Source organism: Streptomyces sp. NBC_01296 (assembly GCF_035984415.1).
GTDB lineage: Bacteria > Actinomycetota > Actinomycetes > Streptomycetales > Streptomycetaceae > Streptomyces.
In genome coordinates, this window is the sequence record NZ_CP130720.1 from 3,745,027 (window position 1) to 3,761,996 (window position 16,970).

Below are 16,970 nucleotides of genomic sequence, written 5' to 3' on the forward strand. Positions count from 1 at the left end.
GACCGTACGGGACACGGGACCGGACAGGACCGGACCGGACGAGACCGGCCGCGGGTCGGGCCGATCGGCGGGCACGCCCCCGATCGGCGGTACGCGGCGCGCCGCCCCGCCCGCCGGTGGCGGACGGGACTGCTCTCAGCGTCCGGCCTGCGGGCTCGCGGTCAGCGGACCAGGCCCCAGCGGAACCCGAGCGCCACGGCGTGCGCCCGGTCCGAGGCGCCCAGCTTCTTGAAGAGCCGGCGGGCGTGCGTCTTGACCGTGTCCTCGGAGAGGAAGAGCTCGCGCCCGATCTCCGCGTTGGACCGGCCGTGGCTCATGCCCTCCAGGACCTGGATCTCGCGCGCGGTGAGCGTGGGCGCGGCGCCCATCTCGGCCGAGCGGAGCCGGCGCGGGGCCAGTCGCCAGGTCGGGTCGGCGAGTGCCTGGGTGACCGTGGCCCGCAGTTCGGCGCGCGAGGCGTCCTTGTGCAGATAGCCCCGGGCGCCGGCGGCGACCGCGAGGGCCACGCCGTCCAGGTCCTCGGCGACCGTCAGCATGATGATCCGGGCGCCCGGATCGGCCGAGAGCAGCCGGCGCACCGTCTCCACACCGCCGAGCCCGGGCATCCGTACATCCATCAGAATCAGGTCGGAGCGGTCGGCACCCCAGCGGCGGAGGACTTCCTCGCCGTTGGCAGCCGTCGTCACACGCTCGACGCCGGGCACGGTGGCAACCGCGCGACGGAGCGCCTCTCGGGCAAGCGGGGAGTCGTCGCAGACGAGGACGGAAGTCATGACCGCCCTCCGCAGCTGCTGATGCGCGTCACCTTGAGCCTCCAGGCTGGTACGTATCGTCACCTGTGCGGTCGATGCCCTCGGACACCTGTCCGGGAACTTCTTGGTTCAACCGCCTTCGCACTCTCAACGATGGTCACTCGAAAGAGTTACGGGTCGGACGGACACCTTCGGCACTCTACGTGAGGAAGCGATCACGACGCGGGTGCCACTCTCCGCGCGTCCTCCATCTGGAGCTATGCCCTATTTGGCGGCTTTTCTTCCGTTTGGCACGTGTCTGAGGCTAGATTCCCAATGAGTCATATTTACATCTACTCCGACAGTAGGTGTGGAGACTTGGACCGTATCCGTCTCAGTACCGGCACCAAGAGGACTACCCATGGCAGATTTCTCCCGCCTCCCCGGACCGAACGCCGACCTCTGGGACTGGCAGCTGCTGGCCGCCTGCCGAGGGGTCGACAGCTCCCTCTTCTTCCACCCGGAAGGCGAGCGGGGCGCGGCGAGGAGCGCGCGCGAGGCCTCGGCTAAAGAGGTCTGCATGAGATGCCCGGTGCGCTCGGAATGCGCCGCGCACGCACTGGCCGTCCGCGAGCCCTACGGGGTGTGGGGCGGGCTCACCGAAGACGAACGCGAAGAGCTCATGGGGCGCGCACGCCATCGCCTGATCCCCGCGTCGAGCACGATCGGCCCCATCCCCCCGCACTGATCCACAAGTTTCGCCGAAACGTACGAAGGAACGTTTCTTCGACCCGTACGCGGACCGGAACGCCACGCGTTCGGCCGTATCGCCGTACCGCCGTACGGTCACGGTCAGCGCGTGGCGGCCCGCTCCAGTTCGGCCAGGGTCGCCGCCACGGCAGGCACCCGCGCCAGGTCGGGCAGGGTCAGCGCCACGACCTCCCGCTCCACGGCGGGTTCCACGGCCACCGTGCTCACGCCCTTGGCCCGTACGGACTCCACCGCGAGCTCCGGCAGCACCGCGACGCCCAGTCCGGCGCCGACCAGGCCGACCACGGCCGGGTAGTCGTCGGTCGCGAAGTCGATGCGCGGGGTGAAGCCCACCGCCTCGCACACCTCCACCAGGTGGCGGCGGCAGCGCGGACAGCCCGCGATCCAGGGCTCGTCGGCGAGTTCCGCCATGCCCACCCGCTCCGCCCCGGCCAGCCGGTGCCCGTCCGGCACCAGCCCGACGAGCCGGTCCGTCAGCAGCGGCCGCACCACGAGGTCCTCCCACTCGGCCGCCGATCCGGCGGCCCCGCCGTACCGGAAGGCCAGTGCCAGGTCGCAGTCGCCCTCGCGGAGCATCTCCACCGACCGCGGCGGCTCCGCCTCGACCAGCGAGATCCGCGTACCGGGATGCTCGGCGCGCATCGCGGCCAGCGCGGTCGGCACCAGCGTGGAGCTCCCGCTGGGGAAGGACACGAGCCGGACCCGGCCCGCGCGCAGCCCCGCGATCGCCGCGACCTCCTCCTCGGCGGCGGTCAGCCCGGCGAGGATCCCGGCGGCGTGCCGCACCAGGGCCGTACCGGCCTGGGTCAGCCGCATCTCGCGGCCGGCCCGGATGAGCAGCGGGGTGCCGGCCGACTGTTCCAGCGCCTTCATCTGCTGGGAGACGGCGGGCTGGGTGCACCCGAGCTCGCGGGCGGCGGCGGAGAAGGACCCGGTGCCGGCCACGGCGCGCAGCACCCGGAGATGACGTGCCTCGATCATCCTCCGAGCATAAGCCCAGCTTTGAGCGCGGCGCGAATACTCCCGCGCCCCTTTGAGGAAGCTGGTCTACCGTGGTTCCCATGGACTCCACCACCCCCCTTGCCCCCCTGCGCGTCCTCTCCGTGAACCTCGGCCGCGCGACGGCCGTCGACTACACCGACGCGGCGGCCGGAGTCACCGGCATCGGCAAGCGCCCCGCCCCCGGCCCGGTCCGGGTGTCCGCCCCCGGGCCCAAGGGCACCGGCGGCAGCGGCCTCGAGGGCGACGCCGTCTGCGACCTGCGCCACCACGGCGGGGACCACCAGGCCGTCTACGCCTACGCGCGCGAGGACCTGGACTGGTGGGAGGGCGAGCTGGACCGCGAGCTGCCCGCCGGGCGCTTCGGCGAGAACCTCACCACCCGCGGCATCGACGTGACCGGAGCGCTGCTCGGGGAGCGCTGGCGGATCGGCGCGGGCCTCGTCCTCGAGGTGGCTTCGGCCCGCATCCCGTGCCGGACCTTCCAGGGCGCCCTCGACGAGACGGCCTGGGTCAAGCGGTACACGCAGGCCGCGCGGCCGGGTGCGTACCTGCGCGTGATCCAGGAGGGCACGGTCGCCCCCGGCGACGCCATCGAGGTCGTCCACCGTCCGGACCACGACGTGACGGTGGAGCTCTGGTTCCGGGCCTTCACCACGGACCGGTCGCTGCTCCCGCGCACGCTGGCGGCGGGCGGGGCGATGGAGCCGCAGGCGCACGACACGGTCCGCGCGCACATGGAGAAGTACGGGACGCAGTACGGAAAGCAGCCCGGCGCGCGACGCGGGAGCGATGCGGGAGCGACGCGGGAGCGACCCGCAAGTGGCTCGCGAGCAGGGCGAATGTAGCCGGAAGTAGCGGTTCCGCAGCGGGAAGCGACGGCGGGCGGCAGGAACCGTCACGAAGGGGTACCGCCCGGCGGGCTCCCCTTGAGCTGTCACCCAGGACGGCTAGGTTGCGCCTATGACGACTGCGTTGATTACGGGATCCACGGCGGGCATCGGCGCCGCATTCGCCCGGCGGCTCGCCGCCCAGGGCCACAACCTCGTACTGGTGGCCCGCGACACGAAGCGGCTCGGCGAGCAGGCCACCGAGCTGCACGACCGGCACGGCATCGAGGCCGAGGTGCTGACCGCCGACCTGTCCACCGACGAGGGCATCGCGGCGGTCGAGCAGCGCCTCGGCGACCGTACGCACCCGGTGGACCTGCTGGTCAACAACGCGGGCTTCGGCAACAAGGGCCGCTACCTCGAGGTCTCCATGGCCGACGAGCTGACCATGCTGAAGGTGCACATCGAGGCCGTCCTGCGGCTGACCTCGGCGGCCACCGCATCGATGCGCTCGCGCGGCCGCGGCGGCGTCGTCAACGTGGCCTCGGTGGCGGCCTTCCTGCCGCGCGGCACGTACGGGGCGAGCAAGGCCTGGGTCGTGCAGTTCACCCAGGGCGCGGCGAAGGACCTGGCGGGATCCGGCGTACGGCTGATGGCGCTGTGCCCCGGCTTCGTACGGACGGAGTTCCACGAGCGCGCCGGCATGGGCACCGACAACATCCCCAACTGGATGTGGCTGGACGCGGACAAACTGGTGGCCGCGGCCCTGGACGACCTGGCGCGCGGCAAGACGGTCTCGATCCCGGATCCGCGGTACAAGGCGCTGATGGGCGTGGTGAAGCTGACGCCGCGCGGGCTGCTGGGCGGGGTGTCCTCGCGTACGGGCCGCAAGTACGGCCCCCAGTAGTCCGAGTGACCGCCAAGTGACCTACGGGTAGGCCGGTCCCGAAAACCGGCCGACCGGGTGAAATCTCCCTAAACTGGACGTGTCCGATCCAGCCCGGGAGACGCCATGACATTCGTACAAATAGTCGATTACGAGACCAGCAGGCCCGAGGCCGTCAACGAGGTCTTCGACCGGTACCTGGCGCAGACGCAGGGCAAGCGCACCGTGTCCCACACCATGGTGGGCAGGGACCGCGAATCCGACACGCACTTCGTCGACGTCGTCGAATTCCCGTCGTACGAAGACGCCATGAAGAACTCTCATCTCGCGGAGACGGACAAGATGTTCCAGGAGATGGTGGCCCTCTGCGACGGGATGCCCCGGTTCACCAACCTGGACGTCATCCGCGACGAGCACCTCAACACGCTGCTCGCGAACCGGATGTTCGACGAGCTCGCGATGAAGGGCGACATGTCCACCGCCGACGAGATCTTCGCGTCGGACTACCGCGACCACGACATCGGCAACTCCAAGGACCAGATGGGCCCCGAGGGCATGCGCGAGGACGTGCAGATGTGGCGCAGCGCCTTCGACTTCACCTTCACGCGGGACGCCCAGATGGCGCAGGAGGACTACATCACCACCCTGTGGACCTGGACCGGCGAGCACAAGGGCGAGTTCATGGGGATCGCCCCGACCGGCAAGACCTGCACGATGACCGGCACGACGGTCTTCCGCTGCGAGGGCGGAAAGATCAAGGAAGGCTGGTGGCACTACGACGCCATGCGCCTGATGAAGGAACTCGGCGCGATGTAGTCGCCCCTCTCGCACGCCCCGCCCACGGAAAAGGCCCCGGTCACCACCGCGTTGACGGTGGCGACCGGGGCCCGTTCAGCTACTGACGGGTCAGTGGCTGTGGCCGTGGCCGTGCCCGTGACCGGCGTCGCCCTCGTCATCGGCCGGCTTCTCGACGACCAGGGTCTCGGTCGTGAGCAGCAGGGAGGCGATGGAAGCGGCGTTCTCCAGCGCGGAGCGGGTGACCTTGACCGGGTCGATGACGCCGGCCTTGACCAGGTCGCCGTACTCGCCGGTGGCGGCGTTGAAGCCCTGGCCCTTGTCGAGCTCGGCGACCTTCGAGGTGATGACGTAGCCCTCGAGGCCGGCGTTCTCGGCGATCCAGCGCAGCGGCTCGACGGCGGCGCGGCGGACGACCGCGACACCCGTGCCCTCGTCGCCGGTCAGGCCGAGGTTGCCCTCGAGGACCTTGACGGCGTGGACGAGCGCGGAGCCACCGCCGGAGACGATGCCCTCCTCGACCGCGGCGCGGGTCGCCGAGATGGCGTCCTCGAGGCGGTGCTTCTTCTCCTTGAGCTCCACCTCGGTGGCGGCGCCGACCTTGATGACGCAGACGCCGCCGGCGAGCTTCGCCAGGCGCTCCTGCAGCTTCTCGCGGTCCCAGTCCGAGTCGGTGGACTCGATCTCGGCCTTGATCTGGTTGACGCGGCCGACGACCTCTTCGTGGCTGCCGCCACCGTCGACGATGGTGGTGTCGTCCTTGGAGATGGTCACGCGGCGCGCGGAACCGAGGACGTCCAGACCGGCCTGGTCGAGCTTGAGGCCGACCTCCTCGGCGATGACGGTGGCACCGGTGAGGGTGGCCATGTCCTGGAGCATCGCCTTGCGGCGGTCACCGAAGCCGGGGGCCTTGACGGCGACCGCGTTGAAGGTGCCGCGGATCTTGTTGACGACGAGGGTGGAGAGCGCCTCGCCCTCGACGTCCTCGGCGATGATCAGCAGCGGGCGGGAGCCGCCGGCCTGGATGACCTTCTCGAGCAGGGGCAGGAGGTCCTGGATGGACGAGACCTTGCCCTGGTTGATCAGGATGTACGGGTCGTCGAGGACGGCCTCCATACGCTCCTGGTCGGTGACCATGTACGGCGAGAGGTAGCCCTTGTCGAAGGCCATGCCCTCGGTGAACTCCAGCTCCAGGCCGAAGGCGTTGGACTCCTCGACGGTGATGACACCGTCCTTGCCGACCTTGTCCATCGCCTCGGCGATGAGCTCGCCGACCTGCTGGTCCTGCGCGGAGAGCGCGGCCACGGCAGCGATGTCGGACTTGTCCTCGATCGGGCGGGCAGTCGCGAGGAGCTCCTCGGACACGGCCTTGACCGCGGCGTCGATGCCCTTCTTCAGGGCGGCCGGGGAAGCGCCCGCGGCGACGTTGCGCAGACCCTCGCGGACCAGCGCCTGGGCCAGCACGGTGGCGGTGGTGGTGCCGTCACCCGCGATGTCGTTGGTCTTGGTCGCCACCTCCTTCACGAGCTGCGCGCCCAGGTTCTCGTACGGGTCGTCCAGCTCGACCTCGCGGGCGATGGTGACACCGTCGTTGGTGATGGTGGGGGCGCCGAACTTCTTGTCGATGACGACGTTGCGGCCCTTGGGGCCGATCGTCACCTTGACCGTGTCGGCAAGCTTGTTGACGCCGCGCTCGAGGGCGCGACGGGCGTCCTCGTCGAACTTCAGGATCTTCGCCATGGGAGCGGTTCAGCCCTCTCGAAAACTCGGGTTTAACGAACTACGCCCCTTGCCGCCCGGCAATCAGCGGGGTGACCAGGGGCGCAGCTCAAAGCAATGCTTCGGTGAATTACTTCTCGATGATCGCGAGCACGTCGCGAGCCGAGAGGACGAGGTACTCCTCGCCGCTGTACTTCACTTCGGTGCCGCCGTACTTGCTGTACAGCACGATGTCGCCGACGCTGACGTCCAGCGGGAGACGCTGGCCGTCCTCGAAGCGACCCGGGCCCACGGCGAGGACGACGCCCTCCTGGGGCTTCTCCTTCGCGGTGTCCGGGATGACCAGGCCGGAAGCCGTGGTCTGCTCGGCGTCGAGCGGCTGGACCACGATGCGGTCCTCGAGCGGCTTGATGGCAACCTTGGAGCTGGTGGTCGTCACGATCCGACCTCCCCCTTCGGAGATCTCACGGGGCTAACTGTCTAGGTGGCGACCAGGTGGATCCGTCGTCGCGGGTGCCGGACCTGCCCGTCGCTGTGTTGGCACTCACCGGTGGCGAGTGCCAGGTGCGAGACTATTCCGGCGATTAGCACTCGGTCAAGCGGAGTGCCAACACGCTCCGCCGGGCGATGCGGATCCGGGGGGTCCCCGGGCCCCGCCGGGGCCCGGGGGCCGGCCCCCCGAGGGGTGGGCGGTATGTGACGCTTGGGGCGTGCGGATTCTCGTGGTCGAAGACGAAGAAGGCCTCGCCGAGTCCCTGCGGCGCGGCCTCTGCGCCGACGGCCACTGGGTCGACGTCGCCCACGACGGCCACCGCGGTCTGGAGCTCGCCCGCACGGGCTCGTACGACGCCGTCCTGCTCGACCTGATGCTGCCCGGCCTCAGCGGCTACGAAATCTGCTCCCGCATCCGGGCCGACGGCGACCCCACGCCCGTGCTCATGCTGACCGCCAAGGACGGCGAGTACGACGAGGCCGAAGGCCTCGACTGCGGCGCCGACGACTACCTCACCAAGCCGTTCTCCTTCGTGGTCCTGGCCGCCCGCCTCCGCGCCCTCGCCCGCCGCGCGGGCGCGGCAACAGCCGCCGCCACGACCGCCGGAGGCGCCGGCACGCTCCAGGCCGGCGACCTCGTCCTCGACCCCGCCGGCCGCCGCTGCCGACGCGGTACGCAGGACATCGAGCTCACCGCCCGCGAGCTCGGCGTGCTCGCCTGCCTGATGGAGCAGCCCGGCCTGGCCGTCGCCAAGCAGGACATCCTGGACCAGGTCTGGGACACCCCGCACACCATCGACCCGAACATCGTCGAGGTGTACGTCTCCTCGCTGCGCAAGAAGATCGACGCCCCCTTCGGCCGCCGCTCGATCCGCACCGTCCACGGCACCGGCTACCGGATGGCCGCGGACGGTGGCTAGGACCGGCCGTTCGAAAACGGCTGGATCCGTCCGGTCGCAAGGCCGAGGAGAGGGGCCGTGCAGCGGCCGCCGGTCCGGCCTCGTCCGCACGTCCGGCCCCGGGCCGCTCCGGCGGCGCGCCGCCGTGGCCGCCGCCCTCGCCATGGCGGCGGTCCTCGGCGTCGGCGGGCTGTGGCTGTACACGCTGCTGCGGACCAACCTCCTCGACAACACCACCAACCGCACCGAGCTGGCCGCCCGCAAGGTCGCCGCCCAGCTCGACGGCCGCGCCCTCCCGCCCGGCGGCCGGCTGCCCGCGCCGGAGAGCGGGGTGGACCTGGTCCTCGTACGGGACGCGCAAGGGCGGACCGTCGCCTCCACCGGGGACCTCGGGGACACCCCCGACCTCGGCGGCCTGCGCCCGCCCGCATCCGGTGCGTCCGGTGCATCCGGCGAGGACTCCCGGTCGGCCGTGCTCCCGCCCGCGCGCCCCGGCGCGGAACGGCGCGCGGTGGTCGTGGTGGATGCGCCGGGCGCGCACGAGGTGTACGCCGTCACCGTGCTCGGCGACGTGGACGACGCGACCCGGGCCATCGCCCTCGGCCTGCTGGCCGGCGCGCCCCCGCTGATCGGCTTCGCGGCGGCCCTGGCCTGGTGGGTGACGGGCCATGCGCTGCGGCCGGTCACCGCGATCCGGACCGGGCTGGCGGCGGTCACCGCCAGCGAGCTGGGCCGAAGGGTTCCGGATCCAGGCGGGGCGGACGAGATCGCCCAGCTGGCCCGGACCGTCAACGACACGCTCGATCGGCTGGAGCGGTCCGACGCCCGGCAGCGGCAGTTCACCGCCGACGCCTCACACGAGCTGCGCAATCCGCTGGCCGCGGTCCGGTCCCGGCTGGAGGTGGCGCTGGACCGGCCCGACCGGGAGTCGGTCGCGGCCGCACTGGCCGATACCGAGCGGCTCCAGCGCATCGCCTCGGACCTGTTGCTGCTGGCCCGCCTGGACGGCGGCCCGGTGCCGGCGCCTCGGACCGAGCCGGTGGACCTGGCTCTGCTGGCCGCGGAGGACCTGGCCCGCCGCCCGTCCCCGCGGGTTCCGCTCCGGCTGGACGCGCCGGCGCCCGTACCGGCGGCCGGGGACCCGGCGCGCCTCGAGCGTGCGCTGGCCAACCTGGTGGACAACGCGCTGCGGCATGCCCGTACGGGGGTCGTCGTACGGGCGGCCACCGAGTCCGCCGAGGCCGCCGAGTCCGCGGAGTCCCCGGGCGGCGCCGGCTGGACGGTGCTGGAGGTCGAGGACGACGGCCCGGGCATCCCGGAGGCGGACCGGGACCGGGTCTTCGAGCGGTTCGTACGGCTCGACGCGGACCGCGGCCGGGCCGGCGGCGGTACGGGCCTCGGCCTGTCCATCGTCCGCGAGATCGCCCGCGCCCACGGCGGCGTGGCGCACGCCCTGCCGTCGCGCGCGGGCGGCCCCGGCATCCGCCTGGTCCTGCGCCTGCCGGCGGGCGGGCCCGGATCGGCGACGCGGTCCCGGTCCCGGTCCCGGTCCTGAGAGTGCCGAGCGTCCTGAACGTCCCTTCAGGACTCTCAGGAATCCTTCAGCGCCCCTCCCCCACCATCGACTGCCATGAGCGCGCACCGGAGGAAGACCAGCCACCCCGCCCGCCGGCCCCGTCGGCAACCGGCACGACGCCGCCCCCGCCGCATCGCCCGCACCCTGCTCGTCACCGCCTGCGCGCTGGCCGTCACGGCCGCCGCCGGCGCCTGGTACGTGTACCGGGACCTCGTCGGCAGCATCGGCAGTTCCAAGGCGCTCCAGGGCGCCGAGAAGTCGAAGTACGGCGACACCAACATCCTGCTGATGGGCCTCGACAGCCGTCGCGACCAGAACGGCGAGGAGCTCCCCGAGGAGGTCCTCGACAAACTGCACGCCGGCAGCTCCGACATCGGCGGCTACAACGCGAACACCCTGATCCTGCTCCACGTGCCCGGTGACGGCAGCCGGGCGAAGGCCTTCTCGGTCCCGCGCGACGACTTCGTCGACGTGGCGGGGCAAGGCAAGGACAAGATCAAGAAGGCGTACGGGCTGGCGAAGGCGAAGGAGGAGGAGCGGCTCTCGGGCCAGGGGGTCAAGGACCGGCGCCAACTGGAGCGCAAGGGGCGGGAGGCCGGGCGCAAGGCTCAGATCGAGACGGTACGGAACTTCCTGGGCGTCCCGATCGATCACTTCGCCGAACTGAACCTGGCCGGTTTCTACCACCTCGCGGACGCGCTGGGCGGCGTACCGGTGTGCCTGAAGAAGCCGGTGCAGGACAAGTACTCGGGCGCCGACTTCCCGGCCGGCCGCCAGACCCTGAACGGTCAGCAGTCCCTGGCCTTCGTACGCCAGCGGCACGGCCTGGACATGGGCGATCTGGACCGGACGAAGCGGCAGCAGGCCTTCCTGGCGGGCGCCACGCAGAAGCTGAACTCGGCCGGGACCTTCACCGATCCGGTCAAGCTGATGAAGCTGATCGACGCCGCGAAACAGGACGTGGTGACGGACGAGGGCTGGGACCTGCTGTCGTTCGTGAAGCAGGCGAAGAACCTGTCCGGCGGGAAAGTGGCGTTCACGACACTGCCCGTCGAGCGGTTCGGAAGGAACCATGGCGAGGACATAAACGTCGTAGACGATATGAAGATAAAGCGCCTCATTGCCGAGCAGATCGGACCGGAGGCTTCCGCCTCTGCGGCCGCTCCGAGCCCGAGCGACGCACCGGGGGCGCCTCCGGGACCGGGCGGCGCCGCCCCGGCTCCGCCCGCGAGCGGCGGTCCCGCCATCGACGGTGGCGGAATACCGTGCGTGGACTGAGACCCCTCACGACGGCGGGCGCGCGCCGCCGTACCGAGGCGCTGCTCCTCGTCTTCGTCGTTGCCCTCACCGTCTTCGGGCATGCGAGCGCCGGCCTGGCGATGAACGGCGAGCTGCCCGCCAACCTCACCGGTTTCACGATCAGCATGAGCCTGCTGGCGCTGGTGGGGCACCTGGGCGTGCGCCGGTTCGCGGCGTACGCGGACCCGCTGATCTTCCCGCTCGCGATGCTGCTGTCGGGGCTGGGGCTGGTGCTGCTGCACCGGCTCGACCAGTCGTACATCGCGCGGTACGGCGGCGAGGCGAACGCGCCGGGGCAGTTGCAGTGGACGGTCATCGGCGTGGCCGCGTGCCTGGCGGTGGTGGCGCTGCTGCGGGACCACCGGCTGCTGCAGCGGTTCATCTACATCACGATGGTGGTCGCACTGGTGCTGCTGATCGCGCCGGCGTTCTTCGGCGCGGACACGTACGGGGCGAAGCGCTGGATCATCCTGTTCGGGTTCTCGCTCCAGCCCGGCGAGTTCGTGAAGATCATGATCTCGGTCTTCTTCGCGGGGTATCTCGTCATCCACCGCGATTCGCTGGCCCTGACGGGGCGGAAGTTCCTGGGCATGCGGCTGCCCCCGATGCGGCAGCTCGGGCCGATCATCACGGTGTGGATCGTGTCGCTGCTGGTGCTGGTCTTCGAGCGCGACCTGGGTACGTCGCTGATCTTCTTCGGTGTGTTCGTGGTGATGCTGTACGTCGCCACCGAGCGCACCAGCTGGATCGTGACGGGGCTGTTGATGGCGGGCGTCGGGGCCTTCGTGGTGGGTTCGACGGAACCGCACGTCAAGGGGCGCGTGGCCGCCTGGCTGGAGCCGCTGTCGTACTACTGGAAGGAGCGGCCGCCGGGGGTCATCTCGGACCAGTCCGCGCAGGCGCTGTTCAGCTTCGGGACCGGCGGCATGTCGGGCACGGGGCTGGGGAAGGGCCACCCGGAGCTGATCGGCTTCGCGGGGCGCAGCGACTTCATCCTGACCACGGTGGGCGAGGAGCTCGGGCTGGCCGGGGTCATGGCGGTGCTGATCCTGTACGCACTGCTGGTCCAGCGGGGGCTGCGGATGGCGCTGGGCGCCCGCGACCCGTTCGGGAAGCTGCTGGCGGTGGGCCTGTCGGCGGCGTTGGCGCTGCAGGTCTTCGTGGTGGCGGGCGGCGTGACGGGCCTGATCCCGCTGACCGGCAAGGCGCTGCCGTTCCTGGCGAAGGGCGGCTCGTCCCTCCTGGCCAACTGGATCATGATCGCCCTGCTCATCCGCATCAGCGACAGCGCGGAACGCCAACGCGAGGCGGACGCCCAGGGCCCGGCGGAAACGACGATCACGCCGGTGGTGGCGGCTGCTGCTTCACCCCCGAGCGGAGCCGGGCCTGAGCGCGGTTGACCGTCCGCCTCCCCTGCCGACTCCGGCAGGGGGCGGGATACCGCCGACCAAGGGCGGGGGTGCAGTGAACCGGCGTCGGGAGAGGCGCCGGGGGCTGCCCGAGGCGCGCCAGGCGGACCACCGTGCGCCAGCGCATCGGCTTGCGCCGACCGCACGGGGTGCGGACGCCTTCCGCGAAGCCGGGTGAGCCACGCCTTCAGACCGGCGAGCGGAGGTCGGCGCACGAGCATCAGCACCGTCCAGACGACGAGGTAGACCGGGACCAGAAGGGCCGGCAGATGCCGCTTGGCCAGCCACACGCGGTTGCGGGCGTTCATCCGGAAGTAGACCTCGTGGCGGGCCGGACTCGTCCGCGGGTGCTGGAGCAGCAGCTCCGGCTCGTACCGGACCCGCCACCCGGCATCGATGGCGCGCCAGGCGAGATCGGTCTCCTCGTGCGCGAAGAAGAACTCCGTCGGCCACGCCCCGACTTGTTCGAAGACCTCCGCCCGGATGGCATGGCCGCCGCCCAGGAACGTGGTGACCTCACCCGCCAGCATCGGATCCGAGGCCCGGAGCCGGGGAACGTGCCGCCGCTGTGTGAAGCCGGTCTCGTCCGCGATCCGGAAGCTCACGATGCCGACGTCCGGGGCGGTCATGGCCTTGCGCAGCCGGGCGAAGGTGTCGGGCTCGGGCGCGATGTTCCGCCCGCCGGACACCCCGAGGTTCTCCTGTAGTTCCGCCGTCTCGACATCAGGCCCGAGGCCGGTGAGGTGGCACCCGTTGCCCACCACGACGATCCGGACCGGCTCTCCGTTCTGAGCGCGTACGGAGTCGAGCAGGGCGAGCAGCTCGGTCCATCGGCGCCGTCAGAGGTAGTCCTCCAGGCGGCCTATGCGGTAGCCCTGGTCCTGGATGCGCTGGAGCATGCGGGTCGTCATCTGGATCTCCGTCGAGCCCTTGAGTTCCGACGGGCCGCGGAAGTGCGCCAGGATGATGTCGCCCGGTTTGAGGGCGGAGCCCTCGGCGTACTGGAAGTTGTTGATCTGCATCGACACCCGCCACAGGACCACCTGCGAGATGCCGCATTCGGCGGCGGCCTTGAGGGTGTCGTCGTTGTAGTTGCCGTACGGCGGGCGGAAGCGGACCGGCTTGGTGCCGAAGCGCTTCTCCAGGCGTTCCTGCTGGCCGCAGATCTCCTTCTTCTGCGCCGCGAAGGGCAGGGTCCGGAGGTTCGGGTGCGTCAGGGTGTGGTTGTTGATCGTGCTGCCGGAGCCGTTGTCGCGGAGCTTCTCGAAGTACCCGTAGTCCGACGAGGCGATGTTGTCCGTCAGGAACATGCTGATCGGCAGCTTGAGGTCCGCCGCCATCTTCAGGAACTCAGGGTCCTTCTCCGCGCCGTCGTCGAAGGTCAGGAAGACGACCTTGTCCGTGGGCGGGACGGGTATTCGGTCCACCACCTGGGCCTTGCCCGGGGCGGCCGGCGCGAGGGAGGGCTTCTGGGCCGGCTTCGGGGCGAACTCCAGGGGGGCCTTCAGGCCCCACTTCTTGTAGGCCTCGTCCCCGGGCGTGGCAGTGGCCGCCGACTGCGACGGCGTCGCCGTCGGCGACTGCTGCGCCTCCGTGGTTTTGCGGCCCAGTCTTTCGATCGGGTCCACGCTGTTCCCGCACCCCGTCAGGGACAGCGCGAGCGCGCCGGCCGCCAGCGTTCCGGCTGTCAACCGGCGCGCGTACCTCACAAGTAGTCCTCCAGGCGAGCCACGGCATACCCCTTGTCCGTGACGGTCTTCATGACATGACGGATCATGTCAGGCATGGACCCCTTCCAGTCCTCCCGCCCTCGGAAATGAGTCAGGATGATGTCGCCGGGGTGGAGGTCGCGGTCCCACTCCCGCCAGTCCATGCGGTTCGGGAAGGCCTCGGCGTTCCACAGCGGGACCGCCTTGATGCCGCAGGACTTCGCCGCGCGCAGCGTGTCCTGGTTGTAGTTGCCGTACGGCGGCCGGAAGAGCGTCGGCCGTTTGCCGAACTGCTTCTGGATCGTGTCCTGCTGGCCGCAGATCTCCTCGTGCTGCTCCTCGTACGAGAGGGCCGGCATGTAGCGGTGGTTGAGCGTGTGGTTGTTCAGGGTGACGCCGGCGGCCTGCATCTCCTTGAAGTAGGGGTAGTTGTCGCGGACGAGGTAGTCGCTGAGGAACGCCGTGTACGGGATCTTCAGCTCCTTCATCATCTTCAGGAACTCGGGGTCCTTCTCCGCGCCGTCGTCGATCGTCAGGAAGACGACCTTGTCCTCCGTGGGGACGGTGGTGAAGACGGGCGGGAGGTCTTCCTGGCCCTCGACCTCGAAGCCCTCGCGGGTGGTGATCTCCGGCTTCGCCTGCGGGGCGGCCGGCGCCATCAGCGGCGGCTTCGCCAGCTTCCACTTCTTCGCCGCGGCGATCCGGGCCTGCTGGGCGGCCTTCAGCTGCTCGGCCGAGCCCGCGACCGCGCCCGCCGCACCCGCCGCCTCGGCGCCCTTGCCGGCCTTGGTCTTGGCGGGCGTTTCGGAGTCCGCGGAGGAGCCGCAGCCGGTTCCGAGGGCGGCGACCAGCAGTGCGGCCAGTGCCACCCCGACTCGGCCGCGCGGACCCGCCGCGGACCGGTGACCATGGAGCGTCTTATGTTCCTTTTGTCTGACTAGCTGCATAGCAGCGCATCCTGGCATCCGACATGCACGCCGCCCCGCCGACACCGCGAACGGAAGACGACCTTCCATCGAGTGGCCCACACTGACCGACAATGAACCGGTGACCCCCGAAGACTTCGCCGCGCTCCTCACCCCCGAGGGCCGCGCCCTCCTCGACTCGCTGCGCGACCACGACCCGTCCCAGGAACTCGCCATCGCCACCCGGCTGCGCCGCGAGCACCCCGCCGCACTGGTCTCCGCCGCACTCGGCCAGGCCCGGCTGCGGCAGCGCGCGGTGGCGAAGTTCGGTGACGAGGACGCGTTCCGCATGTACTTCACGCCCGGCGGCGGCGAGATGGCCACCCGCGCCTCGGTGGCCTCGTACCGCGCCGGGCGGCTCGCGGAACTCGGCGTGCGCAGCGTCGCCGACCTGTGCTGCGGCATCGGCGGGGACGCCCTGGCGCTGGCCCGGCTCGGCATCCGCGTGCTCGCCGTGGACCGCGACCCGCTGACCGTCGCCGTCGCCCGCGCCAACGCCGAGGCCCTGGGGCTGGCGGAGCTCATCGAGGTCCGCGAGGCGGACGTGACCGACGTGGACACCTCCGGGTACGACGCCGTCTTCCTCGACCCCGCCCGGCGTGGGGGCCGCGGCCGGATCTTCGACCCGGAGAGCTACTCGCCGCCGCTGTCGTGGGCCGTCGAGGCTGCCCGTACGGCCAAGTACGCCGCCATCAAGATCGCCCCCGGGATCCCGCACGAGGCCGTGCCGCAGGAGGCCGAGGCCGAGTGGATCTCGGACCAGGGGGACGTGAAGGAGGCCGTGCTGTGGTTCGGGACCGCCCCCGGCACCGTCCGCGCCACCCTGCTGCCCGGCCCGCGCACCCTGCACACCGTCGATCCGCTGCCCGACCCCGAGGCGGGGCCGGTCGGCCGCTACCTCTACGAGCCCGACGGCGCCGTGATCCGCGCCCACCTCGTCGCCGAGGTCGCCGAGCAGCTGGCCGGCCGGCTCATCGACCCGACCATCGCGTACGTCACCGCCGACGAGCTGCGCGCGACGCCGTACGCCACCGCGTACGAGATCACCGACGTGCTGCCCTTCGGCCTCAAGAGGCTCAAGGCGCTGCTGCGCGAGCGCGGGGTGGGCATCCTGACCGTGAAGAAGCGCGGTTCGGCGATCGAGCCCGAGGAGCTGCGCAAGAAGGTCAAGCCGCAGGGGCCGCACTCCGCGACCGTCTTCCTGACCCGGGTCGCGGGCGCCCCCTCGATGCTGATCGGCTCGCCGGTCAGCGCGCCGCGGTAGCGCTGCCGCGGAAGGCGCGCACCGCCCACCGGTAGTGCGCGCCCGCCTTGCCGAGACCCAGCAGGCCCGTGATCCACAGGATCATGCCGAGGCCGATGAAGTACGTGACCTCGCCGTACGTCGACTCGCCCGGGCGGGCCGATGCGGCCGACCCGAAGGTCACGTACAGCCCGAACGCGCCCAGCGCGAAGGAGGCCAGCAGCCAGGTCAGGCTCAGCCCGGGGGCGCGGAGCCGGGCGTCGGCGGCCGGATCCCGGTCCGACTCCGCCCAGGCGCACAGCAGCTGGCGTACGCGCCGGTCCCGCTTGGCGCCCCAGGCGAACCAGAACCCGGCAGGGATCAGCACGCCCGCGCCGAGCAGGGCGAAGATGAGGCCGAAAACGTACGCGAACGGGTCGCCGGGCACCTCGAAGGACATCAGGGCCATCCCGACGAAGGACCAGCCGAGCGCGAAGACCGCGGCGACGGCCCAGAGCAGCAGCAACCGCCCCAGGCCCAGGCTGCGCCGGCGCAGGTCCTGCAGGAACCGCGCCCGGTCGGCCCGTACGGTGCCCTCGTCCAGCCAGGCGCGCAGGTGGGCGGGAGGCGGCGGAGGCGGCAGGTCACGGCGAGGCATGCACATGACG

16 protein-coding genes and 1 pseudogene are annotated in these 16,970 nt (G+C 71.2%); 9 read left to right on the forward strand and 8 right to left on the reverse strand.

Annotated features, from left to right (window positions below):
- Window positions 1–161 precede the first annotated feature (161 nt).
- A complete protein-coding gene (locus OG299_RS16585) occupies window positions 162–773 on the reverse strand; it encodes a response regulator transcription factor (RefSeq protein WP_003948568.1) in 612 nt (203 codons plus the stop codon).
- A 379-nt stretch (window positions 774–1,152) separates the two neighbouring features.
- On the opposite strand from OG299_RS16585, the gene OG299_RS16590 reads away from it, so the two are divergent.
- On the forward strand, window positions 1,153–1,479 hold the full coding sequence (locus OG299_RS16590; protein WP_053786417.1) for a WhiB family transcriptional regulator: 327 nt from the start codon (window positions 1,153–1,155) through the stop codon (window positions 1,477–1,479).
- Window positions 1,480–1,583: 104 nt separating this feature from the next.
- Here OG299_RS16590 and OG299_RS16595 read toward each other — a convergent pair whose 3' ends face one another.
- The gene (locus OG299_RS16595; RefSeq protein ID WP_266626380.1) at window positions 1,584–2,483 is read right to left on the reverse strand and encodes a LysR family transcriptional regulator; all 900 of its coding nucleotides are present in this window, start codon (window positions 2,481–2,483) and stop codon (window positions 1,584–1,586) included.
- Between the two features lie 107 nt (window positions 2,484–2,590).
- Here OG299_RS16595 and OG299_RS16600 point away from each other — a divergent pair, with 107 nt between their 5' ends.
- The 3 genes from OG299_RS16600 to OG299_RS16610 all read left to right on the forward strand — a co-directional run bounded on the left by OG299_RS16600 (window position 2,591) and on the right by OG299_RS16610 (window position 5,033).
- Window positions 2,591–3,349, forward strand: a complete 759-nt coding sequence (locus OG299_RS16600; protein WP_327364539.1) for an MOSC domain-containing protein — start codon at window positions 2,591–2,593, stop codon at window positions 3,347–3,349.
- Between the two features lie 115 nt (window positions 3,350–3,464).
- On the forward strand, window positions 3,465–4,238 hold the full coding sequence (locus OG299_RS16605; protein WP_327361887.1) for an SDR family NAD(P)-dependent oxidoreductase: 774 nt from the start codon (window positions 3,465–3,467) through the stop codon (window positions 4,236–4,238).
- 105 nt (window positions 4,239–4,343) lie between these two features.
- Window positions 4,344–5,033, forward strand: a complete 690-nt coding sequence (locus OG299_RS16610) for an ester cyclase (protein ID WP_327361888.1) — start codon at window positions 4,344–4,346, stop codon at window positions 5,031–5,033.
- A gap of 90 nt (window positions 5,034–5,123) precedes the next feature.
- On the opposite strand, the gene groL is transcribed toward OG299_RS16610, so the two are convergent.
- Entirely contained in the window at window positions 5,124–6,752 is a 1,629-nt protein-coding gene (groL, locus tag OG299_RS16615; RefSeq protein ID WP_266626385.1) for a chaperonin GroEL, read from the reverse strand.
- A 109-nt stretch (window positions 6,753–6,861) separates the two neighbouring features.
- On the reverse strand, window positions 6,862–7,170 hold the full coding sequence (gene groES / locus OG299_RS16620; RefSeq protein ID WP_030154760.1) for a co-chaperone GroES: 309 nt from the start codon (window positions 7,168–7,170) through the stop codon (window positions 6,862–6,864).
- A gap of 271 nt (window positions 7,171–7,441) precedes the next feature.
- Here groES and OG299_RS16625 point away from each other — a divergent pair, with 271 nt between their 5' ends.
- From OG299_RS16625 to OG299_RS16640, 4 genes are all read left to right on the forward strand, one after another.
- A complete protein-coding gene (locus OG299_RS16625) occupies window positions 7,442–8,143 on the forward strand; it encodes a response regulator transcription factor (RefSeq protein WP_327361889.1) in 702 nt (233 codons plus the stop codon).
- 124 nt (window positions 8,144–8,267) lie between these two features.
- Complete coding sequence (locus OG299_RS16630) at window positions 8,268–9,677, forward strand: sensor histidine kinase (RefSeq protein ID WP_327361890.1); 1,410 nt, start codon at window positions 8,268–8,270, stop codon at window positions 9,675–9,677.
- A 75-nt stretch (window positions 9,678–9,752) separates the two neighbouring features.
- A complete protein-coding gene (locus OG299_RS16635; RefSeq protein WP_327361891.1) occupies window positions 9,753–10,976 on the forward strand; it encodes an LCP family protein in 1,224 nt (407 codons plus the stop codon).
- On the forward strand, window positions 10,964–12,397 hold the full coding sequence (locus OG299_RS16640) for an FtsW/RodA/SpoVE family cell cycle protein (protein ID WP_327361892.1): 1,434 nt from the start codon (window positions 10,964–10,966) through the stop codon (window positions 12,395–12,397). Before OG299_RS16635 ends, OG299_RS16640 begins: the two co-directional genes overlap by 13 nt.
- Before the next feature lie 88 nt (window positions 12,398–12,485).
- Here OG299_RS16640 and OG299_RS16645 read toward each other — a convergent pair.
- The 3 genes and pseudogenes from OG299_RS16645 to OG299_RS16655 form a co-directional block, all read right to left on the reverse strand.
- A pseudogene (locus OG299_RS16645) lies at window positions 12,486–13,227 on the reverse strand (glycosyltransferase family 2 protein); the annotation flags it as partial.
- 18 nt (window positions 13,228–13,245) lie between these two features.
- Window positions 13,246–14,097, reverse strand: coding sequence for a polysaccharide deacetylase family protein (locus tag OG299_RS16650; protein WP_266626392.1), 852 nt, complete (start codon window positions 14,095–14,097; stop codon window positions 13,246–13,248).
- A 14-nt stretch (window positions 14,098–14,111) separates the two neighbouring features.
- Entirely contained in the window at window positions 14,112–15,062 is a 951-nt protein-coding gene (locus OG299_RS16655; protein WP_389869225.1) for a polysaccharide deacetylase family protein, read from the reverse strand.
- Between the two features lie 100 nt (window positions 15,063–15,162).
- On the opposite strand from OG299_RS16655, the gene OG299_RS16660 reads away from it, so the two are divergent.
- Window positions 15,163–16,344, forward strand: coding sequence for a THUMP-like domain-containing protein (locus OG299_RS16660; RefSeq protein ID WP_327361893.1), 1,182 nt, complete (start codon window positions 15,163–15,165; stop codon window positions 16,342–16,344).
- Here OG299_RS16660 and OG299_RS16665 read toward each other — a convergent pair.
- Entirely contained in the window at window positions 16,328–16,960 is a 633-nt protein-coding gene (locus tag OG299_RS16665; RefSeq protein WP_266626395.1) for a hypothetical protein, read from the reverse strand. The two genes, OG299_RS16660 and OG299_RS16665, sit on opposite strands and share 17 nt — an antisense overlap.
- Between the last annotated feature and the right edge of the window lie 10 nt (window positions 16,961–16,970).